At 63.5% G+C, this 22,275-nt stretch carries 24 protein-coding genes and 3 pseudogenes; 4 read left to right on the top strand and 23 right to left on the bottom strand.

Features of this window, described 5'->3' with window-relative positions:
* Positions 1-113 precede the first annotated feature (113 nt).
* The 3 genes from G3N93_RS04810 to G3N93_RS04800 form a co-directional block, all read right to left on the bottom strand.
* On the bottom strand, positions 114-902 hold the full coding sequence (locus G3N93_RS04810; protein WP_206132394.1) for a hypothetical protein: 789 nt from the start codon (positions 900-902) through the stop codon (positions 114-116).
* A 153-nt stretch (positions 903-1,055) separates the two neighbouring features.
* A complete protein-coding gene (locus G3N93_RS04805) occupies positions 1,056-1,283 on the bottom strand; it encodes a hypothetical protein (RefSeq protein ID WP_011355943.1) in 228 nt (75 codons plus the stop codon).
* Positions 1,284-1,326: 43 nt separating this feature from the next.
* On the bottom strand, positions 1,327-1,587 hold the full coding sequence (locus G3N93_RS04800) for a hypothetical protein (RefSeq protein WP_174938825.1): 261 nt from the start codon (positions 1,585-1,587) through the stop codon (positions 1,327-1,329).
* 208 nt (positions 1,588-1,795) lie between these two features.
* Here G3N93_RS04800 and G3N93_RS04795 point away from each other — a divergent pair, with 208 nt between their 5' ends.
* The 3 genes and pseudogenes from G3N93_RS04795 to G3N93_RS04785 form a co-directional block, all read left to right on the top strand.
* Positions 1,796-2,707 (top strand): LysR substrate-binding domain-containing protein, encoded by a 912-nt coding sequence (locus tag G3N93_RS04795; protein ID WP_206132393.1) that lies wholly within the window; start codon positions 1,796-1,798, stop codon positions 2,705-2,707.
* A gap of 133 nt (positions 2,708-2,840) precedes the next feature.
* The gene (locus G3N93_RS04790) at positions 2,841-4,157 is read left to right on the top strand and encodes an MFS transporter (protein ID WP_206132392.1); all 1,317 of its coding nucleotides are present in this window, start codon (positions 2,841-2,843) and stop codon (positions 4,155-4,157) included.
* Positions 4,158-4,169: 12 nt separating this feature from the next.
* A pseudogene (locus tag G3N93_RS04785) lies at positions 4,170-5,402 on the top strand (amidohydrolase family protein); the annotation flags it as partial.
* Between the two features lie 39 nt (positions 5,403-5,441).
* On the opposite strand, the pseudogene G3N93_RS42395 reads toward G3N93_RS04785, so the two are convergent.
* The 14 genes and pseudogenes from G3N93_RS42395 to G3N93_RS04725 form a co-directional block, all read right to left on the bottom strand.
* Positions 5,442-5,582 (bottom strand): annotated as a pseudogene (locus G3N93_RS42395) (UvrD-helicase domain-containing protein); the annotation flags it as partial.
* Between the two features lie 83 nt (positions 5,583-5,665).
* Positions 5,666-6,736, bottom strand: a complete 1,071-nt coding sequence (locus G3N93_RS04780; RefSeq protein WP_307873391.1) for an ATP-dependent endonuclease — start codon at positions 6,734-6,736, stop codon at positions 5,666-5,668.
* Positions 6,722-7,108: pseudogene (locus tag G3N93_RS42205) on the bottom strand (AAA family ATPase); the annotation flags it as partial. The gene G3N93_RS04780 and the pseudogene G3N93_RS42205, both read right to left, overlap by 15 nt.
* Positions 7,109-7,319: 211 nt before the next feature.
* Positions 7,320-7,721, bottom strand: a complete 402-nt coding sequence (locus tag G3N93_RS04775) for a hypothetical protein (protein ID WP_206132390.1) — start codon at positions 7,719-7,721, stop codon at positions 7,320-7,322.
* Positions 7,718-8,200 (bottom strand): GNAT family N-acetyltransferase, encoded by a 483-nt coding sequence (locus G3N93_RS04770; protein WP_206132389.1) that lies wholly within the window; start codon positions 8,198-8,200, stop codon positions 7,718-7,720. Before G3N93_RS04770 ends, G3N93_RS04775 begins: the two co-directional genes overlap by 4 nt.
* 191 nt (positions 8,201-8,391) lie before the next feature.
* Positions 8,392-9,180 (bottom strand): hypothetical protein, encoded by a 789-nt coding sequence (locus G3N93_RS04765; RefSeq protein ID WP_206132388.1) that lies wholly within the window; start codon positions 9,178-9,180, stop codon positions 8,392-8,394.
* 105 nt (positions 9,181-9,285) lie between these two features.
* Positions 9,286-11,148, bottom strand: coding sequence for a methyl-accepting chemotaxis protein (locus G3N93_RS04760; protein WP_174940860.1), 1,863 nt, complete (start codon positions 11,146-11,148; stop codon positions 9,286-9,288).
* 169 nt (positions 11,149-11,317) lie between these two features.
* Positions 11,318-11,998 (bottom strand): OmpA family protein, encoded by a 681-nt coding sequence (locus G3N93_RS04755; RefSeq protein ID WP_206132387.1) that lies wholly within the window; start codon positions 11,996-11,998, stop codon positions 11,318-11,320.
* 39 nt (positions 11,999-12,037) lie between these two features.
* Entirely contained in the window at positions 12,038-12,802 is a 765-nt protein-coding gene (locus G3N93_RS04750; RefSeq protein ID WP_011355952.1) for a flagellar motor protein, read from the bottom strand.
* Positions 12,803-12,815: 13 nt separating this feature from the next.
* Positions 12,816-14,057 carry a Crp/Fnr family transcriptional regulator gene (locus tag G3N93_RS04745; RefSeq protein ID WP_206121392.1) on the bottom strand — a complete coding sequence of 414 codons (1,242 nt, stop codon included), beginning with the start codon at positions 14,055-14,057 and terminating at the stop codon, positions 12,816-12,818.
* Positions 14,058-14,334: 277 nt separating this feature from the next.
* Complete coding sequence (locus G3N93_RS04740) at positions 14,335-14,802, bottom strand: lytic transglycosylase domain-containing protein (protein WP_011355954.1); 468 nt, start codon at positions 14,800-14,802, stop codon at positions 14,335-14,337.
* Between the two features lie 53 nt (positions 14,803-14,855).
* Positions 14,856-15,239, bottom strand: a complete 384-nt coding sequence (locus G3N93_RS04735; RefSeq protein WP_206132386.1) for a hypothetical protein — start codon at positions 15,237-15,239, stop codon at positions 14,856-14,858.
* A 14-nt stretch (positions 15,240-15,253) separates the two neighbouring features.
* The gene (locus tag G3N93_RS04730; protein WP_307873390.1) at positions 15,254-15,640 is read right to left on the bottom strand and encodes a hypothetical protein; all 387 of its coding nucleotides are present in this window, start codon (positions 15,638-15,640) and stop codon (positions 15,254-15,256) included.
* Positions 15,641-15,842: 202 nt separating this feature from the next.
* A complete protein-coding gene (locus tag G3N93_RS04725) occupies positions 15,843-16,505 on the bottom strand; it encodes a glutathione S-transferase family protein (protein WP_206132385.1) in 663 nt (220 codons plus the stop codon).
* 288 nt (positions 16,506-16,793) lie between these two features.
* On the opposite strand from G3N93_RS04725, the gene G3N93_RS04720 reads away from it, so the two are divergent.
* Entirely contained in the window at positions 16,794-18,149 is a 1,356-nt protein-coding gene (locus tag G3N93_RS04720) for a polyhydroxyalkanoate depolymerase (protein ID WP_206132384.1), read from the top strand.
* A 107-nt stretch (positions 18,150-18,256) separates the two neighbouring features.
* On the opposite strand, the gene G3N93_RS04715 is transcribed toward G3N93_RS04720, so the two are convergent.
* The 6 genes from G3N93_RS04715 to G3N93_RS04690 all read right to left on the bottom strand — a co-directional run.
* Entirely contained in the window at positions 18,257-18,733 is a 477-nt protein-coding gene (locus G3N93_RS04715) for a hypothetical protein (RefSeq protein ID WP_206132383.1), read from the bottom strand.
* 61 nt (positions 18,734-18,794) lie between these two features.
* Positions 18,795-18,932, bottom strand: coding sequence for an HHHH-motif protein (locus tag G3N93_RS04710; protein ID WP_006488624.1), 138 nt, complete (start codon positions 18,930-18,932; stop codon positions 18,795-18,797).
* A 315-nt stretch (positions 18,933-19,247) separates the two neighbouring features.
* The gene (locus G3N93_RS04705) at positions 19,248-19,682 is read right to left on the bottom strand and encodes a cupin domain-containing protein (RefSeq protein WP_206132382.1); all 435 of its coding nucleotides are present in this window, start codon (positions 19,680-19,682) and stop codon (positions 19,248-19,250) included.
* Between the two features lie 83 nt (positions 19,683-19,765).
* Positions 19,766-20,761: an ABC transporter permease gene (locus G3N93_RS04700; RefSeq protein WP_206132381.1), complete on the bottom strand. Its 996-nt coding sequence runs from the start codon at positions 20,759-20,761 to the stop codon at positions 19,766-19,768.
* Between the two features lies 1 nt (position 20,762).
* Positions 20,763-21,740 carry an ABC transporter permease gene (locus tag G3N93_RS04695; RefSeq protein ID WP_174940842.1) on the bottom strand — a complete coding sequence of 326 codons (978 nt, stop codon included), beginning with the start codon at positions 21,738-21,740 and terminating at the stop codon, positions 20,763-20,765.
* Positions 21,741-21,773: 33 nt separating this feature from the next.
* Positions 21,774-22,275: ATP-binding cassette domain-containing protein (locus G3N93_RS04690; protein WP_206132380.1), on the bottom strand; the 502-nt coding region annotated here is incomplete at its 5' end.

Here is a 22,275-nt window from a genome sequence, read left to right as displayed (position 1 = left end):
ATGCTCAACGGTCAATATGCGGTGTCGTTGACGGCCAGAGTATTTCCGCTTGTTACTCGGGTTTCACTTCGTCTCTATCGATGCGGGCGCATCGGTTCCAGGACAATTGCATCCTATTGAACAACGGCATCGACCATCGCCTGTGCTTCCGACACGAATCGCGCATAGCGCTGCTGTCTGGGCACTTGCTGCGCGTAACAAGCCGGCCGCTGTTCTTCGGACATGCGCCCCTCGCTGCACGCGGCAATCTTCGGCAACGTCACCGCCCGCGACAGGATATAAACCCGGTCACCTTGCCGAATCGACACCGCCAGCATGTTCGGCCCATCCGGCATCCCGTCCTGGCTGTCACCCAGCAACAGCGCCCTTACCACCGCATCGGCCGGCTTCCGCTTCACCGGCAATTTGGCGAACCGAAACTCCATGGCGTCGTCACCGAGCAATTCGGTGTAAAACGTCTCGCTATCGAAGATGGCCGGAATATCGTCCGGCGACTTGATTCCCGCATTGGCCGTCGCCGCCCAGGCTTTCACAAGCGGAACCGTCGTCACGATGAGACTCACCTTCCCGTCATCCGACTTCAAGAGCAGCCCGTCCGGCCCGGGCGTCGTCCCGTTGTCGATGTAGAGGCCATAGACGGTACTCCCGACCTTCGAGGAAAACCCTTTCGCCTTGACCGTCCCGACCAGCCGGGCCAACCGTGCATTCACCTCGGGTGTGTATTTCTTGTCCAGATCCGTCTTGTCGTCCGTTTGCGCCGCGTCGATCGCCTCGACCGCCCGCTTTCGATATGCAAGGTAAGCATCGGTCGGCGACTCACTCATCTTCACCGCCACCCCTGCAATGACCGCAAGCAGCACCACGGCCCCCGCCCCGATCTTCCACCCGGACATGCGCTTCATTTTTATGGACGTCACCGAATCCTGTGCCGATAGGTAAAACGGCTGCCGTGAACCCACGGCAGCCGTCACTCAGAAGCGCGTCATTTTAAATCGCGAGCACCCTGCGCTTGCGCTCGCGATCGATGCGCGGGCCTTCCCGCGCACGGTCACCCATCAACGCCAGCCGCGGTGCCAGCCGTAGTGCGGATGCCACCATCCCCACCCATAGTGCGGGTGATAGCGCCACGAATAGCCGGGAGCCGGCATCACGCCGACCGGCGCAACGTAGACGACGCCGGCGGGAGCGACTGCCGGCGGTTCAGCCGGCGCCACCACGCAGCCGGACAGCGACGCGCCAAGCAGCAGCGACGCGACCAGGGTGTAACAGGTTTTAGATTTCATGATGGATCATCCAAACGTCGTTGCGATGTGTGGCGGCCAGGGGTTACTGCCAACCCGGATGTCGCGCGCGGTAGTACTCGAGCGCGGCATTACGCTCCTGCTCGGCTTGCCGGGCCAGTTGCTCCGCACGCGCCATGTGGCCGCCGAACTCGCCGCCATGTTCCTGCTGGATCACGTGCATTTCCTCGATGGACCGCTGAAGATCGTGCGTGGCGGCCATCGCCTTGTTGTGAAGCTCGTCGGCGAACGCGGCATTCGCCATCAATGCGGCGCACAGAATCACGGGGATGGATTTGAGTTTCATGAGTGCAGTTCTTCCGTCTTGTCGTGAAAAGGATTGTTGCTGCAGTAGTGAACGTCCCGTCCCTGCCCCATGTTGACGCCGCATCGCCCGGACTTTGTAAATCTGTATTACGCATCGGACGCGTCGGGCTTTCCCCCATGCGCAAGCTTGTGATTTCCTTTCGATCCGCGCTTATGATGTCGCGAGTCACGAGACCTTCACACCCGCCATGCGCATCACGCCCCTGCCGCCCCTTCAGTGCCTCGTCGCGTTCGAAGCCGCCGTGCGGCATGCGAGCTTCACGCGCGCGGCCGCCGAGCTGCACCTGACCCAAAGCGCCATCAGCCGGCAGATCCAGCAGCTCGAGGAATTCCTCGGCCGCTCGCTGTTCGTGCGCGAACATCGTTCGCTGCGGCTGACGATCGCCGGCGAGCAATACGCAGAGCAGGTGCACCGTCTCCTCACGCAATGCGCGGAAGCCACGCACGACGTGATGAAGCCCTACGGCGATCTCGAACTGACGATCGCGTGCTCGTCCGGCGTGGCGCTGCTGTGGCTCACGCCGCGCCTGCCCGAGTTTCGCGCCGCGTATCCCGACATCAAGCTGCGGCTGATCGTGCGCGACGGGCTCGCGTCGATGTCGCCGGCGGAGTTCGACGTGGGCGTCTACTACGTGCGCCAGCAGGCGCCCGCCGAATACACCGCGCGACGTCTGTTCGACGAGGAAGTGTTTCCCGTCTGCGCGCCGGGTTACCTGGCCGGCCGCACGCTCGACGCGGCCGATCTCGCGAACGAGACGCTGCTGCGCCTCGAGGACGGGCAGCGTCAGTGGATGTCGTGGTCCGAATGGTTCGACCAGAACGACATCGACCGGCAGAAGGCGCGGCCGCAAGACATCACCATCAACTCGTATCCGCAGATCGTGCAGATGACCATCCTCGGCCAGGGCATATCGCTCGGCTGGCGCTACATGATCGACGCATGCATCGAGGCCGGGCTGCTCGTGCGCGTGACCGACGCATCCGCGAGCCACGGCGGCGGCTACTACGTGATCTCGCCCAACGACCGCGCGCAGAACCACGCGGCACGCCTGTTCACCCGCTGGCTGTTCGAACAGGCGGAGCGGCAGACGGCGCCCTGACCCATCCGGAACGCAATGCATGCGTCCAGCGCATGCGTGCATGCGAATCTTTCGTTTCAGAAAAAAATCGCGCTGTCCTTAGCATGGGGTTCACGCGGGGCGCCCGTCCCGTCTTCTGGCAAAGGAAGAGACCATGCAAGGAACGCTTTCCCCGCGCGCCGCGCCTGCCGTCGATGCGGCGGTGCAGCAGCGCCGCCGCGCCATCGTCGCGACCGTGATCGGCAACGGTCTCGAATGGTTCGATTTCACCGTCTACAGCTTCTTCGCGGTCATCATCGCGAAACTGTTCTTTCCGACCGGCAACGAACTGACCTCCGTGCTGCTGACCGTCGCGACGTTCGGCGTCGGCTTCTTCATGCGGCCCGTCGGCGGCATCGTGCTCGGCGTCTACGCCGACAAGGTCGGGCGCAAGGCCGCGCTGTCGCTCACCATCCTCATGATGGCAGCCGGCACCGCGCTCATCGGGCTCGCGCCGACCTACGAACAGGCCGGCATCGCCGCGCCGCTGCTGATCGTCGTCGCGCGGCTGCTCCAAGGTTTCTCGGCCGGCGGCGAGATGGGCGGCGCCACCGCGTTCCTCACCGAATACGCGCCGCCGGAGAAGCGCGCGTACTACTCGAGCTGGATCCAGTCGAGCATCGGCTTCGCGGTGCTGCTCGGCGCCGCGACCGGCACCTTCGTCACGACGTCGCTCGACGCGCAGGCGCTGCATAGCTGGGGCTGGCGGCTGCCGTTCCTGCTCGGGATCATCGTCGGGCCCGTCGGCTACTTCATCCGCAGCCATATCGACGAGACGCCCGCATTCAGTGCCGTCGAAGCGCAGGCGAAAGAGAGCTCGCCGCTGAAGGAAGTGCTGTCCACCTACCCGCGCGAGACGTTCGCGAGCTTTTCGATGGTCATTCTGTGGACCGTCTGCACCTACGTGCTGCTGTTCTACATGCCGACCTATTCCGTGCGCACGCTGCATCTGCCGCAATCCACCGGCTTCGCTGCCGGTATGGTCGGCGGGCTGATGATCATGTGCTGCTCGCCGATCGTCGGCCGGCTCGCCGACGTGTGGGGACGGCGCGTGTTCCTGTCCGGATCGGCGCTGGCCATCTTCGTGCTCGCGTGGCCGATGTTCGCGTGGATCAACCATGCGCCGGGGTTCACGTCGCTAATCGTGTTCCAGGCCGTGTTCGGCGTGCTGATCGCGATCTACACCGGGCCGATCCTCGCGGCGTTCGCCGAACTGTTCCCGACCAAGGTGCTGTCGACCGGGCTGTCCGTCGCGTACAACTTCGCGGTCACGATCTTCGGCGGCTTCGCGCCGTTCCTGATCACGTGGCTCATCGCCCGCACCGGCAGCAACATGGCGCCGGCTTTCTACGTGACGCTCGCGGCGGCCGTCAGCTTCATCGGCACGCGCTTCGTGAAGGACGCCAAGCGTGCCGCTTCCGTCAATCGATAAGGATCTCTCTCCATGACCATTACCGTGCTTCAAGGCGGCAACGTACTCGATCTCGAACGGGGCGTGCTGCTCGACCATCATCATGTCGTGATCGACGGCGACCGGATTGTCGAAGTCACCGATCGGCCGGTGGATTTTCCGAATGCGCAGGTGATCGACGTGCGCGGCAAGACCGTGATGCCGGGGTTCATCGATTGCCATGTGCATGTGCTGGCGTCGAATGCGAATCTGGGCGCGAATGCGACGCAGCCGAATATTCTTGCGGCGATTCGATCGTTGCCGATTCTTGATGCGATGTTGGCGCGCGGTTTTACCAGCGTGCGTGATGCAGGCGGCGCGGACTGGAGTTTGATGCAGGCGGTCGAGACCGGGCTGGTGTCGGGGCCGCGGATTTTTCCGTCGGGAAAGGCGTTGTCGCAGACCGGCGGGCATGGGGACTTTCGGCCTCGTGGGGACTTGCTGGAGCCTTGCTCGTGCTGTTTCAGGACAGGGGCGATTGCTCGGGTGGTGGACGGGGTCGAAGGTGTGCGGCTCGCGGTACGTGAAGAAATTCAGAAAGGCGCGACGCAGATCAAGATCATGGCGTCAGGTGGTGTGGCTTCGCCAACCGACCCGATTGCGAACACTCAGTATTCGGAGGATGAGATTCGGGCGATCGTGGATGAAGCCGAGGCCGCGAATACTTACGTGATGGCGCATGCGTATACGGGGCGGGCGATTGCGCGGGCGGTGCGCTGTGGGGTTAGGACGATCGAGCATGGGAATCTCGTGGATGAGGCGGCGGCAAAACTGATGCATGAGCGTGGCGCGTTTGTGGTGCCCACGCTTGTCACTTATGACGCGCTTGCCAAACACGGCGCGGAGTTCGGGATGCCGCCCGAATCGGTGGCGAAGGTCGCTTCCGTTCAGCAGAAAGGACGCGAATCGCTGGAAATCTATGCGAACGCCGGCGTGAAGATGGGGTTCGGGTCGGATCTGCTCGGGGAAATGCACGCATTTCAAAGCGGAGAGTTTCGGATTCGGGCGGAGGTGCTGGGGAATCTGGAAGCGCTCAGGTCAGCGACGACCGTGGCGGCGGAGATCGTCAACATGCAGGGGCAGCTTGGGGTCGTGGCGGCGGAAGCGATCGCGGATCTGGTCGTGCTCGATGGGAATCCGCTCGAGGATATTGGGGTGGTGGCTGGTCAGGGCGAGCGCGTCGAATATGTGTTGCAGCGGGGGAAGATCGTGAAAGCTCGCGCTGGTTACGTGCACGAGCGGATTGTTTCCAACATCAGCCCAGATTTCGCCTGCTGCAATTTCGGTATACGTGATGCAGGCGACTTTCTGTCGGCGGAGATTTAGCCGTTCGCCGTGGCTGCGGAGGATCTCTGTGAGCCCTTTGATCAGCGACGTCGTCTTGCCTGACCCGGCGCCCGCGATCATCATAAAGCTGCGCGGCGGCGTTGCATTCAGGCATTGGTAGAGTTCGACATCCGCATTCGTATCTCGTTGATTGGCGCGGCTAGTCATGCTGGTGCTCCTGCGGGCGTTGGCTCGGGATCAGCTGCAGCGGCTGCAGCGGGCTCGGTCGTCTCTGGTAACGGTGCGGGTATCTCCAGGCTCACGACGCTGGACAACCAGTGAAGACCCTGCCTGATATAGAGCGGCACTGTCCAGTTCGACGGAAGTTCGGTAAGGACTCCAAGCGCGAACTTCGTCTTGTCGAACGATTTCCCTCCGACGCGCTTGTGAAGTCCTTCAGCAAGAGCGTCCGGTGTGACAGGAGCGCTTTTCAGCTTCAGGCCGAGATGACGCTGGGCGACGTCCTGGCACCATGCCGCATTTTCAAGGCCGAACGCCTCCTCCAGCGTGCGCCCGCAAAGGTTCACGTTCGTGCCGTTCCACGTCACGTCAGTCGGCACCTGATAGGCCACCCGTACTTGGGGGCCTTTTCCACCCTCGGCCCGCTTCATTTTTTCGTCTTCGGTTGCGGCAAGCAACTCGGCGACAGTTTGTTTTGCGGGAAGCCACTGTATTAACGTCTGGTTCGATGTGAGCGCTCCCGGATCCGATGGAAGGCAGGCAGAGCCGGACTTCTTTACGGCAGGTTGGCCGGGCATGTCGTTTGGCACCTCAAATTCGGTCCCGTCGTCCTCCTCATCCGCAGCTTCCGCGTTGGCCTCACCAGGGGCGGCTGCGACAGCGGCAACGGATACACTGTCCAGATCAGTTATGACGAGAGTGATCAATCCAAGAAATTCGATAAGCGACTTAAATCGGTGCCCGAACGCTCCACCAACCTCAAGAATGGATAGACAGGCTGAGCGCAGGGAGTCCGCTTCTTTCTCGATCATCACGGGCAACAGGAGTCGCTCGACATTCCCCTCAACCAGAATGGCGGCGTCCGCGAAAAAGAGATCGCAATGGGTCAGCTTCAGATATCGCTGAAGGAACTCACGTTCATCTGGATTCTGGTCGTAAAAAGCAGAGAGGTTGAGGACCTTGGTGGACTGTCCGTCGGGCAGCGTTTGTCGACGGAAGTACCTGATCGGCTTAAAGCCACGCTCGTAGAGGATGTGGGAAGAATGTGTCGTCACGACCAGCTGGCTCTGAAACGCACTTCCGTCTTCTGTGCTGGCCTTGACAAGTTCGAGCACATTGCGGATGAACACCTGTTGCAACTGCACGTGCAGATGGGCCTCGGGCTCCTCGATAAAAATCAGATGGAGTGGTGCGCGCTGCTCCTTGTCCGCAACCCACCTGGCATGAAGATCAAGGATTTCAACAACCATATAGATAAGGTTTTTGAAACCAAGTCCGTTATACGTGTCCGGAAGTTGCAATGCGTTGTCACCGTCGCCAAGAACGTAGTGAACACGCGTATCCTGGCTGCTCATGATAGACGCCGGATTGAGCGCCGACTTGATTTCGAGGCGCGGATTGTGCAATCCCGGATAGCCGAGTTTGGAAAGACGGTCGAGCGTACCCTTGCCCTCGCATAATTTGAATTTACTTGTTTGAAACGAATTAGCGCCTTAGAGTTCGGCCATTGTGTGGTCTCTCATCACTGGGGCTCAACAACACGCGGGCGCAAATATTCGCGCTCCTACGCTATTGGCATGCAGCCCGGTTTGCACGTGTGTCATGAAGAGCGTTGTGGCGACCACCGTGCACTAAAAATTATTCTTCCCACGTGACGGAATCAATTCTTGAACTGATGAGCTTTACTTTCCAGCCAACCGTTCGTTCGCCGAGTAGCTCCCACAACAACTGCAGGCCAACGGGATGATCGTAACAAATCACCGGTCTCTGCTTTAGTCGGGTGAACGTTGACATCCAGATTCGTGCCGCTTCGCGCAACACTGTTTGCTCCATGACTCGCGTCGGATCCGCCCCAAGTTGGGGCAACATACTGTCCAGAACAAACGCGCTGCAGGTGTTCCCATCTACGTGCGCTTGCTCCGTACAGAACTCAGGCCCGTCCTCAGCGACCATGGCTATGCTTATCAAGCGCGGTGCTGCAATGTCCGTGAATTCCGTGTCGATGAAGATTCGGCGTTCCCATGGGTGCAAAGTGCTCACGCCCTTCCTCCTGCCGTTTGTAGATGCTTATCCTCGAACAAAGACTCCGACCACCCCGTGAAAACACTCAACGAATCGTCCACGTAACCCCGACACTGATATCCGGTAGACGCATACAAAGCCAGCGCCTCATTTTGATATGGTCCAGTTTCAAGCGTGAGCAACTTGCAACCCAGGTCGAGTGCCCGTGCCTCGAGCACGCTGATGAGTTTCCTCGCGACACCTTGCCCACGCCCGCGCGTGCTGACATACATCCGCTTCAACTCGCCGAATTCAGGGTTGAGGACAATCGCCCCGCACCCGATTGCCTTACCCTCGCCGTCCCGGGCAACGGCAAACAGCACATTGGATTGCTTCAGCGACGCGATATCCAGAGCGTGCCGACTTTCAGGCGAATACAGGGTGTCCTGGTACGCATCCAGATCGGCGATGAGTGCGATCACATCGGGCTGGTCAGGGGACTCGAAAGCGATAGTCATGGCAGACGAAGCTGGGCAAAACAGAAATTGAAGTACCTGGTGACGAAGCCATATGCGACATCTACTGCGGCCTGGTCTTCAGTCGCTGATTGTCAGCGATGTCTTCGGTACTGTCGAACCTCTCAAAACGCGGGCAAATCCGATCGCCTCGTGATATCGCCCGACTCAACGACGATAATGACAATTGCCTCCTATTGAACAACCGCATCGACCATCGCTTGCGCTTCGGACACAAACCGTGCAAAACGCCTCTGCTTGGGCAATTGCTGCGCGAAACAGGCTGGCCGCTGTTCCTCAGCCACGTGCCCCGCACTGCAAGCGACAATCGTGGGCAACGTCGCATCCCGCCACATGAGATAAACCCGTGCGCCCTGCTTGATCGACACCATCAACGTATTCGGCCCGTCCGGCATCCCGTCCTGGCTGTCACCCAGCAGCAACGCCTTCACCACTGCATCAGTCGGTTTCCGCTTCACCGGCACTTCGGCAAACAGAAACTCCGCAGCGTCGCCACCGAGTACGTCGGTGTAAAACGTCTCGTTATCGAAGATAACGGCAACATCGTCCGTGGACTTGATCCCCGCATCCGCCGTCGCAGCCCAAGCCTTCAAAAGCGGAACCGTCGTCGCAACGAGATTCACCTTCCCGTCATTCGACTTCAAGAGCAGTCCATCCGGCCCGGGCGTCATCCCGTTGTCGATGTAGAGGGTCTCCACGGTACTCCCCGCCTTCGCGGAAAAGCCTCTCGCCCTGACCGTCCCGACAAGCTTAACCAGCCGTGCATTCACCTCGGCCGTGTATTTCTTGTCCAGATCCGCCTGATCTTCCATCCGCGCTGCTGTAACCGCGTCGACGGCTTTCTTCCGATAGGCGAGATAAGAATCGGTAGGCGACGCAATCACCTTCGCCCCCACCGCAGCCGCCACCGCGACGAGCACCACCGCCCCCACCCCGATCTTCCATTTGGAAATGCGTTTCATTTTTATAGACGTCACTGAATCCCGCACCAACATACAAAAACGGCTGCCGTGAACCCACGGCAGCCGTCCCTCAGAAACGCCCTATTCTAAATCGCGATTCAGACTTTACTCATCCACCTTAAAAGCCGAAACCAACCGGGTCAATTCCGCCGCCTGCTGCTTCAAGCTCGCCGCGGCCGCCGCGCTTTCTTCCACCAGCGCCGCATTCTGCTGCGTCATCTGATCGAGCGACTGCACCGCGTCCCCGATCTGGTCGATACCGGCGCTCTGCTCCAGGCTCGCCTCAGCAATCTCGCTCATCATCGCGCTCACGCCTTGAACCTGCGACACGACATCACGCATCACCTTCCCGGCCTCACTCACCAACCGCGACCCAGTATTCACCGTGCCCGCGCTATGCTCGATCAGCACCTTGATCTCCTTCGCCGCCTGCGCGCTGCGCTGCGCCAGATTCCGCACTTCCGAGGCCACCACCGCAAACCCGCGTCCCTGCTCCCCTGCCCGCGCAGCCTCCACAGCCGCGTTCAAAGCAAGAATGTTCGTCTGAAACGAAATACTGTCGATCATCACGATGATCTCGGAGATCCGCTGCGATGCGTCGCTGATCTCCTGCATCGTGGTCACAACCTCACCCACCACCTGCCCGCCGCGCGCCGCCGTATCGGAAGCGCCGTTGATCATCTTCGCGGCCGTCGTCGCCGTTTCGGTGTTGTTCCGCACCACGGCCGTGATCTCTTCCATCGACGAAGCCGTGCGCTCCAGGTTGCTCGACTGTCCTTCGGTGCGTTCGCTGAGATCCGCATTCCCCGTCGCAATCTGCGCCGACCCGGTCGCAATCGACGAGGAAGCCGCGCGAATGCTGTGCACCAGCGTCGACAGCGACGACACAAACCGGTTGAACGCATCCGACAACTGCCCGATCTCGTCCTGGCTCTCGACCGTCATCCGGCGCGTCAGGTCGCCCTGGCCGCTGGCGATCTCCGACAGCAGCGTCGCCGCGCGGCGGATCGGCGCAGCAATCGCGCGGCCCACCAGCCAGATCACGAGCAGTGCAACACCAAGCCCCACCACAGCCGCAACCAGCGCCGCGCTACGAATCGCACGCGTCACAGGCCCGAGCAATTCAGCCTGCGGCACCTCGACGACCACATACGCGTTCAACTCCGGAATGAACGACGTCGCGATGAAGCGCGCGCCGCCATCACCGTTGTAGCTCAGATACGCATACGGCTGGCCGGCCAACAGCGTCGACGACGCATCCCCCGGCAACCCCTGCTGGTCCTTCATGAAATGCTTGCCGTCGATCAGCGCCGTATCGCGATGCATCATGATTGCGCCATCGGGACGCACGAGATACGCGAACCCGGTCTCCCCGATCCGATAAGCAGCAATCCCCTTCGCGAGCGCATCGACGGACAAGCTCATGCTGGCCGCACCGATCGGCACACCATCAAGCTCGACACGGCTGTTGATGAACATCATGTAGCCGCCGACCGTCACCTCGCGGTCCATGTTCACGTCGAACGCCTTGCCGGACGACAGGAAGCCGGTCAGCCACTGATCCTTGTCGGTCACCTTCCGCTGCAGGCCCGCTTCGTTATAGTAGTTGCCGCTCTTCACGGACACCCACTGCACCGACGCGGCCTTCTGCTCGTCCTTCACGTTCTTCGCGAGCTGGATCCAGTTGCGCGTGCCGGCGTCGGGTTCGCCGTCGGCTTCCCATTGCAGCAGGAACGCATCGCGCGCGAGAATCCGCGACGCGGCGATCGGCCCGGCCATCTGCCGCTGCACGTCGGCGCGGATGCCGTTCACGGCCGTCGGCAGTTCTTCGCGGACGACGCGATCGCGCACCGCGTTGCCGATCAGACGGATGCTGAGTCCGCTCGAGATCGCGACGAACACGAGCAGGCAACTCGTCATGCTGAGAATCAGCTTGTTCTGTATAGAAAGCTTGCGCCAGAAATGCATGGGGAACCCTCGATAACCGCTCGGTCTGAGCCAGATTGGGTTATCGGCATGCACGCGCAGAACCGCATCGCTGAATTCACATGCTCATCATGCGAGATTCGTTATGTTGTTGTCAGGCGGACATATGCGGCCGCTTATAGATGCGCGAACAACGAAAATTCAGCGCAAATCAGTATGCAACGAAGATCGTGACACGCCGGTTTCGCGCCCGCGCAGCCGCATCGTCGCCCGCGACGAGCGGCTGTGTATCGGCCCGCCCGATCGCCGCGAGCCGGTGCGGGGCGACACCGCGCTCGGTCAGGTAGCGCACGACACTCCCCGCGCGCGCCGACGACAGCTCCCAGTTCGATTCGTATTTCGCGTTCGCGATCGGCACGCTGTCGGTATGCCCTTCGACGAGAATGTCGCCGGTCGCGTGATCGCTCAGTGCCTGCGCGATCTGGTTCAGCACCGGCGACGAATCGGGCAACAGGCGCGCATCGCCGACATTGAACAGGATCTTCGCGTCGATGCCGATCTCGACGCCATGCGGCGCTTTCACGAGCGAGATCCGGCCGTTCGACTTCAACGAATCGAGCAACGCGAGCCAGGGCGGTGCGTGCTCAGGCGTCACGGCAGCGGCAGAAGCAGCGGATACACTCGCCGCGCTTTCAGCATGCCGCGCGAGCGTCTGGTACCGCGCATCGAGCGCGTTGTATTTCGCGAGCTGGAGCACGTACAACGCGAGAAACAGCACCATCAGCGTCGTGATGAGATCCGCGTACGAAATCAGCCAGCGGCCGGATTGCGCGCCTTCGAGTTCGTCGTCGTCGCGATCGGCGGCGGATGCACCGTCAGTTCGAGCAGTCATGCTGTGGGAAATCCGGGTTCGTCGTACGACACACGCGCATCACGCGAGCGATTCGACCGCGCGCCCGCGCACGTCACCGGTCAGGCGCGTCTCGATCGTATGCGGCGATTCCTTGCGCGATATCGCCAGCAATCCGTCGAGATACAGCTTGCGAAACCGCAGCTCGCTGTCGATCTGCGCGCGCAGCTTGCCGTATAGCGGCAGGAACACGAGGTTGGCAAACGCCAGCCCGTACAGCGTCGCGATGAACGCGACCGCGATGCCCGGCCCGAGCTGCGCCGGTTCGAGAATATGGCTCGTCACCTGCACGAGCCCGAGCACCGACCCGAGAATGCCGAACGTCGGCGCATACCCACCGGCCTGCTGCCACACGCGCGCAGCGGCGAGGCGGCTGCGTTCGTAGGCATCGAGTTCGCGTTGCAACGCGTCTTCGAGCACGGCGGTCGACACACCATTCGCCAGCAGTTCGAGCCCGCGGCGCGCGAACGGATGGATGCCGCTCACGTCCATCGATTCGAACGCGAGCAACCCGTCGAGCTTCGCGCGGTCGCCCCATTCGAGCAGGTCGGACAGGTTCTTGCGATCGACTTCGCGCGCACGGACGAACGCGAGCCGCAACTGCTTCACCGCATCGAAGAAGCGCGCCCACGTGTTCTGGATCATCACCGCGCCGAGCGTGCCGCCGAGCACGATCACGAGCGCCTCGAACTGGAACAGCATCGAGAAATGCCCGCCTTCCAGCGCGAAACCGAACACGATCGCCGCGCCGCCCAACACCACACCGGCCAGGGTCAACAGATCCATACGCGCCCCCTTGTCATGCATCCGATGCCGACGCGACAGGCACGGTGCCCGCCGCCGGCGCCTTCGCCGCGCGAACGGCATCCAGCACGCGCCGCTCGATGTCCTCGATCTCGATCGGGTCGAGCTTGAGCTCGCGGCGCATCACCCACGACACCTCGTTGCGCCGCGCCTCGGTCATCACGGAGAACAGCTTGTCGGCCACCGCGCGATCGTCGAGATTCGCGATCAGCTTCGCGAGATCGTAGGTATCGAACGCGCTGATGACGTCGAACAGCGTGCGCTGGTCGATCGACACGAGATCCTCCAGCGAGCGCACGTCGCCGCGTCGCGCGTTGCGCCGCGAGAAGTACGTCACCCCCTTCTGTTCGACGTAACTGAGGACCTTCGACTTGCGGAACGCAAACAACTCGTCGGCAATCTCGCCGTTCGACAGCTTGTTGAGCAGCATCGTCTTCTCGACGCCGATCAGCGCTTCGAGATCGGCGAGCTCGATGAGTTCGAGTTCACTGTTGATCGACAGGTCGAGATCGTGATCGGCCACCTGCTGCGCGCGATCGATCACGCGCGCGGCGTCGAACGTGACGACCTGGCGCGCATCCGACGACGCCGCATAGTCGACCGCACCGCCCGCATGGTCCGCCTGCGCCGCTTCGATCGTGACGAGATTGAGCTTCTCCATGCGTCGCAGCATCGCGAGCACGTGCGGCCGCGAGTGGCCGGCAATCGCGCGGCATTTGCGGATCACTTCGGCGAGCGGCACCGAGGTTTCGGCCGCATGGGCCTGCATCGGCCGGCGCGCCCAAGCGTCGCCGCCATCGCGCGCTTCGGCGCCCGCCATCAGCGCCAGCACATGCGCATACGACAGCACGCCCGGCATGAAGTCTGCATGCGTGTAGGTGGCAAGCTGGTCGTCCTTGCGCTTCACGCGGCGGATCATCGTTCGCACGATGTGGCGCAGCAGCGCCGACACGCGCTCGATTTCCTCGTCGAGCATGCCGGCCGGCACGACCGTCAGCTGACAGAATGAAAGCGCCTTCGCGGTATGGGCACGCGGCTCGGCCGCGAGCAACGCCGATTCACCGAAGAACTCGCCGCGGCCGAGCGTCGCGACGACGACGCGCTTGTCGTCGCATCGCGTGGACAGCTCGACCTTGCCGTCGGTGATCAAGAAGATGACGGGCTCACCCGCAAAGCCCTCGGAGTAAATGATTTCTCCGGGCGCCGCCGTACGCGTCCACGATTGCTGACGATTCAAGTCGATTCCCCTGCTGCGCTTGCTTTCTTGTGCGGCGGCGCGTCGCGCTGCATGCGCGATCATCGCCGCCGTTCCCCGTGCTCCCGTTTACGACACGCGCAGTGGAGTTCTTTAACCTCGTCGCAGGGGTCAAGTGAGCAGAATTTGATGCAAAACGTTTGCGCTGCGGAAACGGCTTGATGCATTCGGGAAAACGACAGGCTGCGGCACGTTCCTCGAATCGGCCGGGCCCGCCGCGATCCTTACTTTCGGCCTTCAATGCGCACAAAAAATCGGCTCACTCGTGCAAGCCCCACGACACGAGCACCGCGTGGATGTTTCGCGCATATTCGTCCCGATAGCGCGGCGTTTCCGAGTGATAGGCGCCGATCGCCTGCCAGGTGTTCCCGTAGCGGACCATCTTGCGTTTCAGCATCCAGGCCGCGACGTAGATGTTCACGCAGGCGTCCTTCAGCGCGCCCGGCGGTACACCGTAGCGGCGCAGTTCGCCGAAGTGCACCGAGTTGATCTGGGTCTGGCCGACGTCGATGCTGCCGTCCGCGTTGCGATGCACGGCAGCCGGATTGCCCTTCGATTCGTACCAGGCGATCGCGCGCAGGATCTGCGGGTTGACGCCCTGATAGCCGGCCGCGCGCTCGAAGCATTCGCTGCCGGGCACGGCGTCGTCCGCACGCGCCGGCGCGACGAAGAGTGCGCTCAACAACAACATCGCAAACCACAGCCATGGCGTGCAGCGTCGTTGCATCGAGGCGACCCCGGTGCGGGCCGTCACGTATCCGCCGCTTCGATGCCGCGGGTTCATGGCGTCATCGCCAGCGAAGCTGCACCGGCCCCCGTCGTGCGCCGCTCGTGCGTGCTTTTCGCCAGCGCGTCGTCGAGCTTCTTGTCTTCGGCGGCGAGCGCCGCGCGCGACTCGTCGGTCACGACGAGACGCACCTGAAATTCCGGCGCCTTCTTCGCGGACGGTGCGTGGCGCAGCTTCTTCGCGTGACGCCCACCCGCCGGCGCGGGTGCCTGTCCCTCATCGTCGCCGCCCGCTCCCGGCGGCAGCGACGCGAACGGCGGCAGCGGCGGAAACACCTGATTGGATGCGGCAGGGGCAAACGGCGCGCCGTCGCCGGGTGGTGCCGCAAACGCGGCGCCGCACACGAGCATGGCGGCGCAGATCGACAGTCGTAGCATCGCGGGATCTCCTGTTATTGGGTCGGTCCGACCTGGACGCTGTACGGCCGGCAACTGCCGGCCGCGACGTTCTCGACGCGCACCGATGCGACACGCGGCGTCGCGATGCCACGTCGGATCGACTGGTTCAGGTAGCCGAAATCCTGCGGCAACGCGGCCACGCGTATCGTCATCGGTTGCGTCTGCTTCGATGCCAGCGCGCCGACTTTCGCGAGCAACGCGGTCAGTTGAGGATCGCGTGCGCCAAGCGCATCGGCTGGTATGACGAAATCGACGAGCGACGTCGACGCGGAAGGTGCGTCGGTGTGCGCATTCGCATCCTGGCGTCCGGGTTGAAGTTGGGCGCAGCCGGCTGACATGACGAGCGCAGCGGCAAAGACAAGCATGACGAACGGTTTCACGTGTTTCTCTTGCGGTCACTGGACCTGCGTTATCGGCACCGCGCCCGCGATGTTTACCCCGATTGCGTGCGAGGCCCGCCGCACGGGGCCTCACGCCGTGCGTCGATTCGTCCGATTTAAGCGCGCTTTGGTCAAACGCCATTCGTCCGATATTTGGACGCGTCATGCGTTACGACGTGTGCGGCGCACGTGATCCTGCGCGTCAGAACTCCATGTCGAGTTCGTCGATGTCTTCGTGCTCCGCCTTCGCCGCATCGATCCACTCGGTCACGAACGGATGCGCGAGCACCTGCATGCAGTACTCGGCGATATCGGGCTCCAGCTTCACGTCGTAGGTGAGAAAGCGCGTGACGACCGGCGCATACATTGCATCGGCGATGCCGATCTCCGCACCGAACAGCCAGGGGCCGCCGTATGCGGCCAGACACTCGCGCCAGATCGTCACGATCCGCTGGATGTCGTGCTGCGCGCGCGACCAGATCCGGAAGCCGGGGAAATGCGCGCGCAGGTTCATCGGCAATGCGGATCGCAACGCGCTGAAACCGGAATGCATCTCGCCGCAGATCGACCGGCAATGCGCGCGGGCTTGCCGGTCCTCAGGCAACAGCCGCGCCTGCGGCCGGATTTCGTTCAGGTATTCGGCGATTGCGAGCGTGTCCCACACCGTGTTGCCGTCGTGTGTCAGGCATGGCACGAGAATCGACGGTGACAGCAGCAGCAACTCCGCACGTGATGCGGCATCGATCGGCACGCTCACCGTCTCGAACGTGAGCCCGCTCAGCTTCGCGAGCAGCCAGCCGCGCATCGACCACGACGAGTAATTGCGGCTGCTGATGGTCAACGTCGTCTGTCCGGTGACTTCCATGTCGCTCCCCTGTTCAAAGCCGTTCGTGCCCCTGCACCGAAACGGACGCCACGCGGCATCACCCGCACCATGCCGGTGCCGCGCATTCGCCGAACTGGCGCAGCTCCGCACGCGGTTGCGTCACCTACCGCACGCGAGACCGGCTCGGCCACGCATCGCGTGCGGCTGCCGGTTGTCGCGTGCTGCCTGCATCGCAGCGTTCCCGAACCGCGTGCAACGCGCGTGCCAGCCGCGGGCTGGCACATGGCTTGCCTCGTTCCATGCAACGCGGCACAACGAGTGACGGCCATGAATCTGCTTGCCTATCCGTTCTATCAATGGTCTGCCGAATGCACGCGCCCGGCGCGCGCATGGGCCGCCGCCGCCCGCGCGACGATGTCGCTGTGGCCGCCCGCCACCGCGACGCCAACCGGCCGCATGCTCGACGCGCTGTGCGAGCTGCTCGAATGCTGCGCGTTCTCGCATCGGCGTCCGCCGTTCGGGATCGCGTCGATCGTCGTCGACGGCGAGACGGTGCCGATCGTCGAGGAAGCCGCCGCGGCCACACCGTTCGGCACGCTGCTGCATTTCCGCAAGGCGCTGCCGGTTGCGCGCCAGCCGCGCGTGCTGATCGTCGCGCCTATGTCCGGGCATTTCGCGACGCTATTGCGCGGCACCGTGCATACGATGCTGGCCGACCATGACGTGTACATCACCGATTGGCACAACCCGCGCGACATCCCGCTGACGGCCGGACGATTCGGCTTCGACGAATACGTCGCGCACGTAATCGACTTCACCCATCAGATCGGCCCGGACGCGCATGTGCTCGCGATCTGCCAGCCAACCGTCGCCGCACTCGCGGCGGTCGCGCTGATGGCCGCCGGCGGCGATCCGGCCCAGCCCGCGAGCCTGACGCTGATGGCAGGGCCGATCGATTGCCGTGTGAATCCGACGAAGGTCAACGCGCTCGCGACGAGCCAGCCGATCGAATGGTTCGCGCGGAACCTGATCAGCGTCGTACCGGCGGGCTTCGCTGGTGCGCAACGATGCGTGTATCCGGGCTTCGTGCAGGTCGGCGCGTTCATGTCGATGAATCCCGATCGCCATGCGGCGTCGTTCGCCGACCTGTACTACGAGCGCGCGAAAGGCGATCCGGCGAAAGCCGACACGCTGCGGCACTTCTACGACGAATATTTCGCCACCGCCGATCTCACCGCGGAGTTCTATCTGGAAACGGTCGAGAAGGTGTTCCAGCAATATGCGCTCGCGCGTGGCGAGCTGACGGTCGGCGATCGGCTCGTCGAGCCGGCGGCGATTCATCGCACCGCGCTGTTGACGATCGAAGGCGAGAAGGACGATATCTGCGCGGTCGGCCAGACGGTGGCCGCGCAGGAGCTGTGTTCGGGGTTACCGCCGTACCTGAAGACGCACCACGTGCAGACGGGCGCAGGCCACTATGGCGTGTTCAACGGCAGCCGCTGGGAAACGCAGATCTATCCGATCGTGCGCGCGACGATCCACGACAACGAGCCGTACGATCGCACCGCGGGTGCGGAAGGCGGCGCGGACGGCACGCACTACGTGACGCTGCGCGCGCTGCTCGATGCCCGCGTAACGGCGCACGATGCAGCGGCCGACACGCAGTCGCATCCCGCCCACTGAAGCCGGACGGCGCTGAAAATGAAACGCCCCGCCGGGGGGATGGCGGGGCGTGAGGTGCTGCGGCGTGCGGACGACGCGCGAGGGAGCGGCTCGCGCGTCAGCCTGCGTTACGAACACGCCTTGCCGTGCGACGCGTGGTAGCCCTTCGCCTTCGCGTCGGCTTCCGACATGTAGCTGCCGTGCTTCGTCTTGCCGTAGTACTTGTCGGTCGAGCAGTGATAGACCTTCGTGCTGTCGTTGGCCCATACCTTGCCCGGGCCGCCGCCCGGCGCTGCCGCCGCGGTGGCTGCAGTCGTTGCAGCCGCGCTCTTCGCCGGCGCGGTGCCCGATGCAGGGGCGGCCGAAGCGGCCATGGCCGGTGCTGCGGCCGGTGCACTCGCGGCTGTCGCCGACGATGCGCCGTACCAGGTCTTCACACCCTTGTGGCCCGCGCATGCGCCCTTCTTCGACGCGCCCGAGTAGAACGAGCCGTCCTTGCACAGGCCGGTCGTGCCGGCCGGCGCGCTGGCCGGAACCTGCGCGAATGCACCGATCGACATACCCATGCCGGCGACCAGCGCGGCGATCAACATCGTCTTTTTCATAGTCCTCTCCTGATTTGCCTGAATGAAGAATGCGTTCCGGGTATTCCCGAGTCAGTCGCGATTACCGCACCCAGCGGCACACGCGATGGTGGTGGTGATCGAAATGGCACACACGGTGCGAATGGGCTTCGGCAAGTGCCGGAACGAGAACGGCGCAGGCCAGTGCGGTGGCCGTCAGGATCTTTGCGATGCGGTTCATGGAATCTCTCCCGGGTAGGTCAACCGGTGATCCGGCTGGTACCTCCTTAACGCCGGTCGTCGACAAGCCGTGCACCGCATCCACGCGCAATTGACGATCTTTGACATCGCAGCGCTGCCAACGCGTCGAAGCTGACGAATGTCTTTCTTTTCTTTCCGGATCTTCAGCTTCTCGACCATTCGGAATTCGAAAGAATGTGAAGCAGGGAAAGCGGATCGCACGGAGGCTTCCGTGGAAGGCACGACAAAAAACCGCCCGAGGGCGGTTCGTCACAAACAGGCGTACCGATGATGCATGCCCCGGGGAACCAGGCAACTACGCCCCCGCCTCTCCCCACGGTGTCGGCAGCGGCACCGCGCACGGCCCTTCGACATCGATCGACTTGAAATCGGCGGGCCCGACGATCTCCAGGTACTCCATGTCCGGCGAGTAGTCGAACAGGTAGTGGACGATCCCCGGCGCCTGATGCACGCAATCGCCGGCGCTCACCAGCGTCTCGCGTTCGCCGTACATGAAGCGCGCCCAGCCCTTCAGCATGATCACGATATGGAACTCGGCCTCGTGACGGTGCCAGCCGGTGCCCGCCTCCGGTGCATGATTCGCCCTGACGAGTTGCGCGACGACCTTGCCGTTCGTCGCGGCCGCGATACCGAGATCGCGGTACAGGAAGAAGTCGCGCAGGCCTTCGCCGCGAAACGCGGTGTCCTGCGGCTTCACATGGGAAAAAGCGGTGGGGGTCGGTGTGCTCATCGCGGTGCTCCTTCATCGAAAGGATTCCGCGTGACAAGCATTTAGCGTTCCAGTGTGCGGCGGCGCGAAGCCGCGCCCGATCGCTACCGCTTGCGCCGCTTCCCGGTGAGCAGCGTCTGCGCGATCACCGCGAGCAGCAGGAACGCGCCGCTCGCGAGGTTCTGGTAGTACGGGCTCAACGTCCCGACCTGATTGATCACGTTCTCGATCACGCCGAGCAGCAGCACGCCCGCGAGCGGACCGAACAGCGTGCCGACGCCGCCCGTCAGCAGCACGCCGCCGATCACCGCCGCCGCGATCGACTGCAGCTCGTAGCTGTTGCCGGCGCCCGGCAGCCCCGAATCGAGCCGCGACGCGAGCAGCGCACCGGCCAGCCCGGCCAGCGCCCCGCTCAGCCCGTACGTGACGATCTTGAGCCCTTCGACGTTCACGCCGAGCATGCGCGCCGCCTCCTCGTTGCCGCCGATCGCGAACACGCCCGCGCCGTAGCGTGTGTGATTCAGCACGAACGCGGCGACGAGATACGCGACGACCACGATCCACACCAGGTTGCCGATGCCGAACAGCGAGCCGTTCGCGATCGTCGCGAAGAACCCCGGGTTGGCGATCAGCATGTCCTGGCTCGCGAGCACGAGCGACAGCCCTTTCAACCCGAGCAACGCGGCGAGCGTGACGATGAACGGCGCCATCCGCGCCCGCGCGATCAGCCAGCCGTTCGCGAGCCCGACGATCAGCCCCGCGCCAACCGGCGCGGCCAGCGCGGCGCCCCAGCCATACGGCGCCGCGTACGCGGCGATCACGGTGCCGAGCCCGACGAGCGAGCCGACCGACAGATCGAACCCGCCGAGGATGATCACGAAGCTCTGCCCGATCGTGATCAGCGCGACGAACGCGGCGGCCGCGACGATGTCGAGCAGGTTCGGCGCGCTCAGGAAATGCGGGAACACGCGGCCGGCGATCAGGCACACGAGCACGAGGATCGCGATCGCGCCGCGCGCCTGCACGAGCCGGACAACCTGCGCGCGGCGGGCGCGACTCGCGTCCTGCGTGGTGTGCGTGGAAATCGGCGCGGTCGACATGTCAGGCTCCCGAGCGCTGCAGGTACAGCGCGCCAAGAATGAACGCGGCCTTCAGGATCTGCGCATAGGTGAAGCTGATGTTGTTCATGATGAAGCTGGCATCGAGCAGTTGCAGCAGCAGCACGCCGAACACGGTGCCGACGATCGACACGCGTCCGCCGGAGAGCGGCGTGCCGCCGATCACCGACGCGGCGATCGCATCGAGTTCGAAGTTCACGCCGACATAGTTCGGATCGCCCGCACCGAGCCGCGCGGTGGCGAACAGGCCGGCCAGCCCGGCGAGCGCACCGCTTGCCGCATAGACCGCGAGCAGCGTGCGTCGCACCGGCACGCCGGCGAGATGCGCGGCATCGCGGCTCGCGCCGACGAGAATCGTGTAGCGCCCGAAGGTCGTATTGCGCACGACGAAGAACACGATCGCCGCGCACGCGAGCGCGATCAGCATCACGACCGGCAGCCCTAAAAACGTACCGATGCCGATGAAATCGAATGCATCGGAAGGCGGCAGGCTCACGCGCGACCCGCCGAGCAATGCCTGCGCAAGCCCGCGCGCGGCAACCAGCAACGCCAGCCCGGAAATCAGCGGATCGATGCCGAGCCGCGCGACGAGCCCGCCGTTGAAGAGGCCGACCGCGAGCCCGATCGCGATCGCCGCCGCGAACGCGGCGCCCGTTCCATACGGCAGACACACCGCGATGATCGCGCTCGACAGCGCCATCACCGAGCCGACCGACAGGTCGATCCCGCGCGTCGCGATTGCGAGGTTCTGCCCGAGCGCGATCAGCACGATCGGCGCGGCCTGGAACAACAGGCTGCGCGCGGCGAGCGGATTCGAGAACCCGGGCGTGACGATCAGGTTGAAGACCGCGAGCGCGACGAACGCGAGATACACGCTGTGGTCGCGCGCCTGCACGAACAGCGAGCGGCGCGACGTACGGCGCGCGCCTTCCGGTTCGCTCATCAGGTTGGCTAGATTCACGCTTTCCTCATCTTCTGGTCGATGCCCGGCGCATTACGCCTGGTTCGCGAGCAACGCGGTCACGTCGTCGGGGCTCGCGCCGCGCGTCGACAGCTCGCCGCTCGTCGCGCCTTCATGCAGGATCACGAGCCGGTCGGCCAGCTCGAGCAGTTCTTCCATCTCCGACGATGTCGCGACCACCGCCAGCCCCGCATCGGCGAGCCGTTTGACGAGGTCGTGCACTTCCGCCTTCGCGCCGACGTCGATGCCGCGCGTCGGATCGTCGAGCAACAGCACCGTCGGCTCGGTCGACAGGCAGCGCGCGATCAGCGCCTTCTGCTGGTTGCCGCCGGACAGCGTCGAGATCGGCGCGCCCGCGTGCGACGTCTTGATGCCCAGCTCGCGGATATAGCGTTCGACGAGCGCTTCCTGCTTGCGCACGGAAATGAAGCCGAACCGCGCGATACGCGGCAACACGCACACGACGATGTTCTCGCGCACCGACAGCTTCGAGAAAATGCCTTCCGAGCGGCGATCCTCGGACAGGAACGCGAGA

It is taken from the genome of Burkholderia sp. Se-20378 (assembly GCF_017104665.1).
Classification (GTDB): Bacteria; Pseudomonadota; Gammaproteobacteria; order Burkholderiales; family Burkholderiaceae; genus Burkholderia; species Burkholderia lata.
Note: the sequence above shows the minus strand (reverse complement) of the source record. Positions and strands in the feature narration are given on the sequence as shown.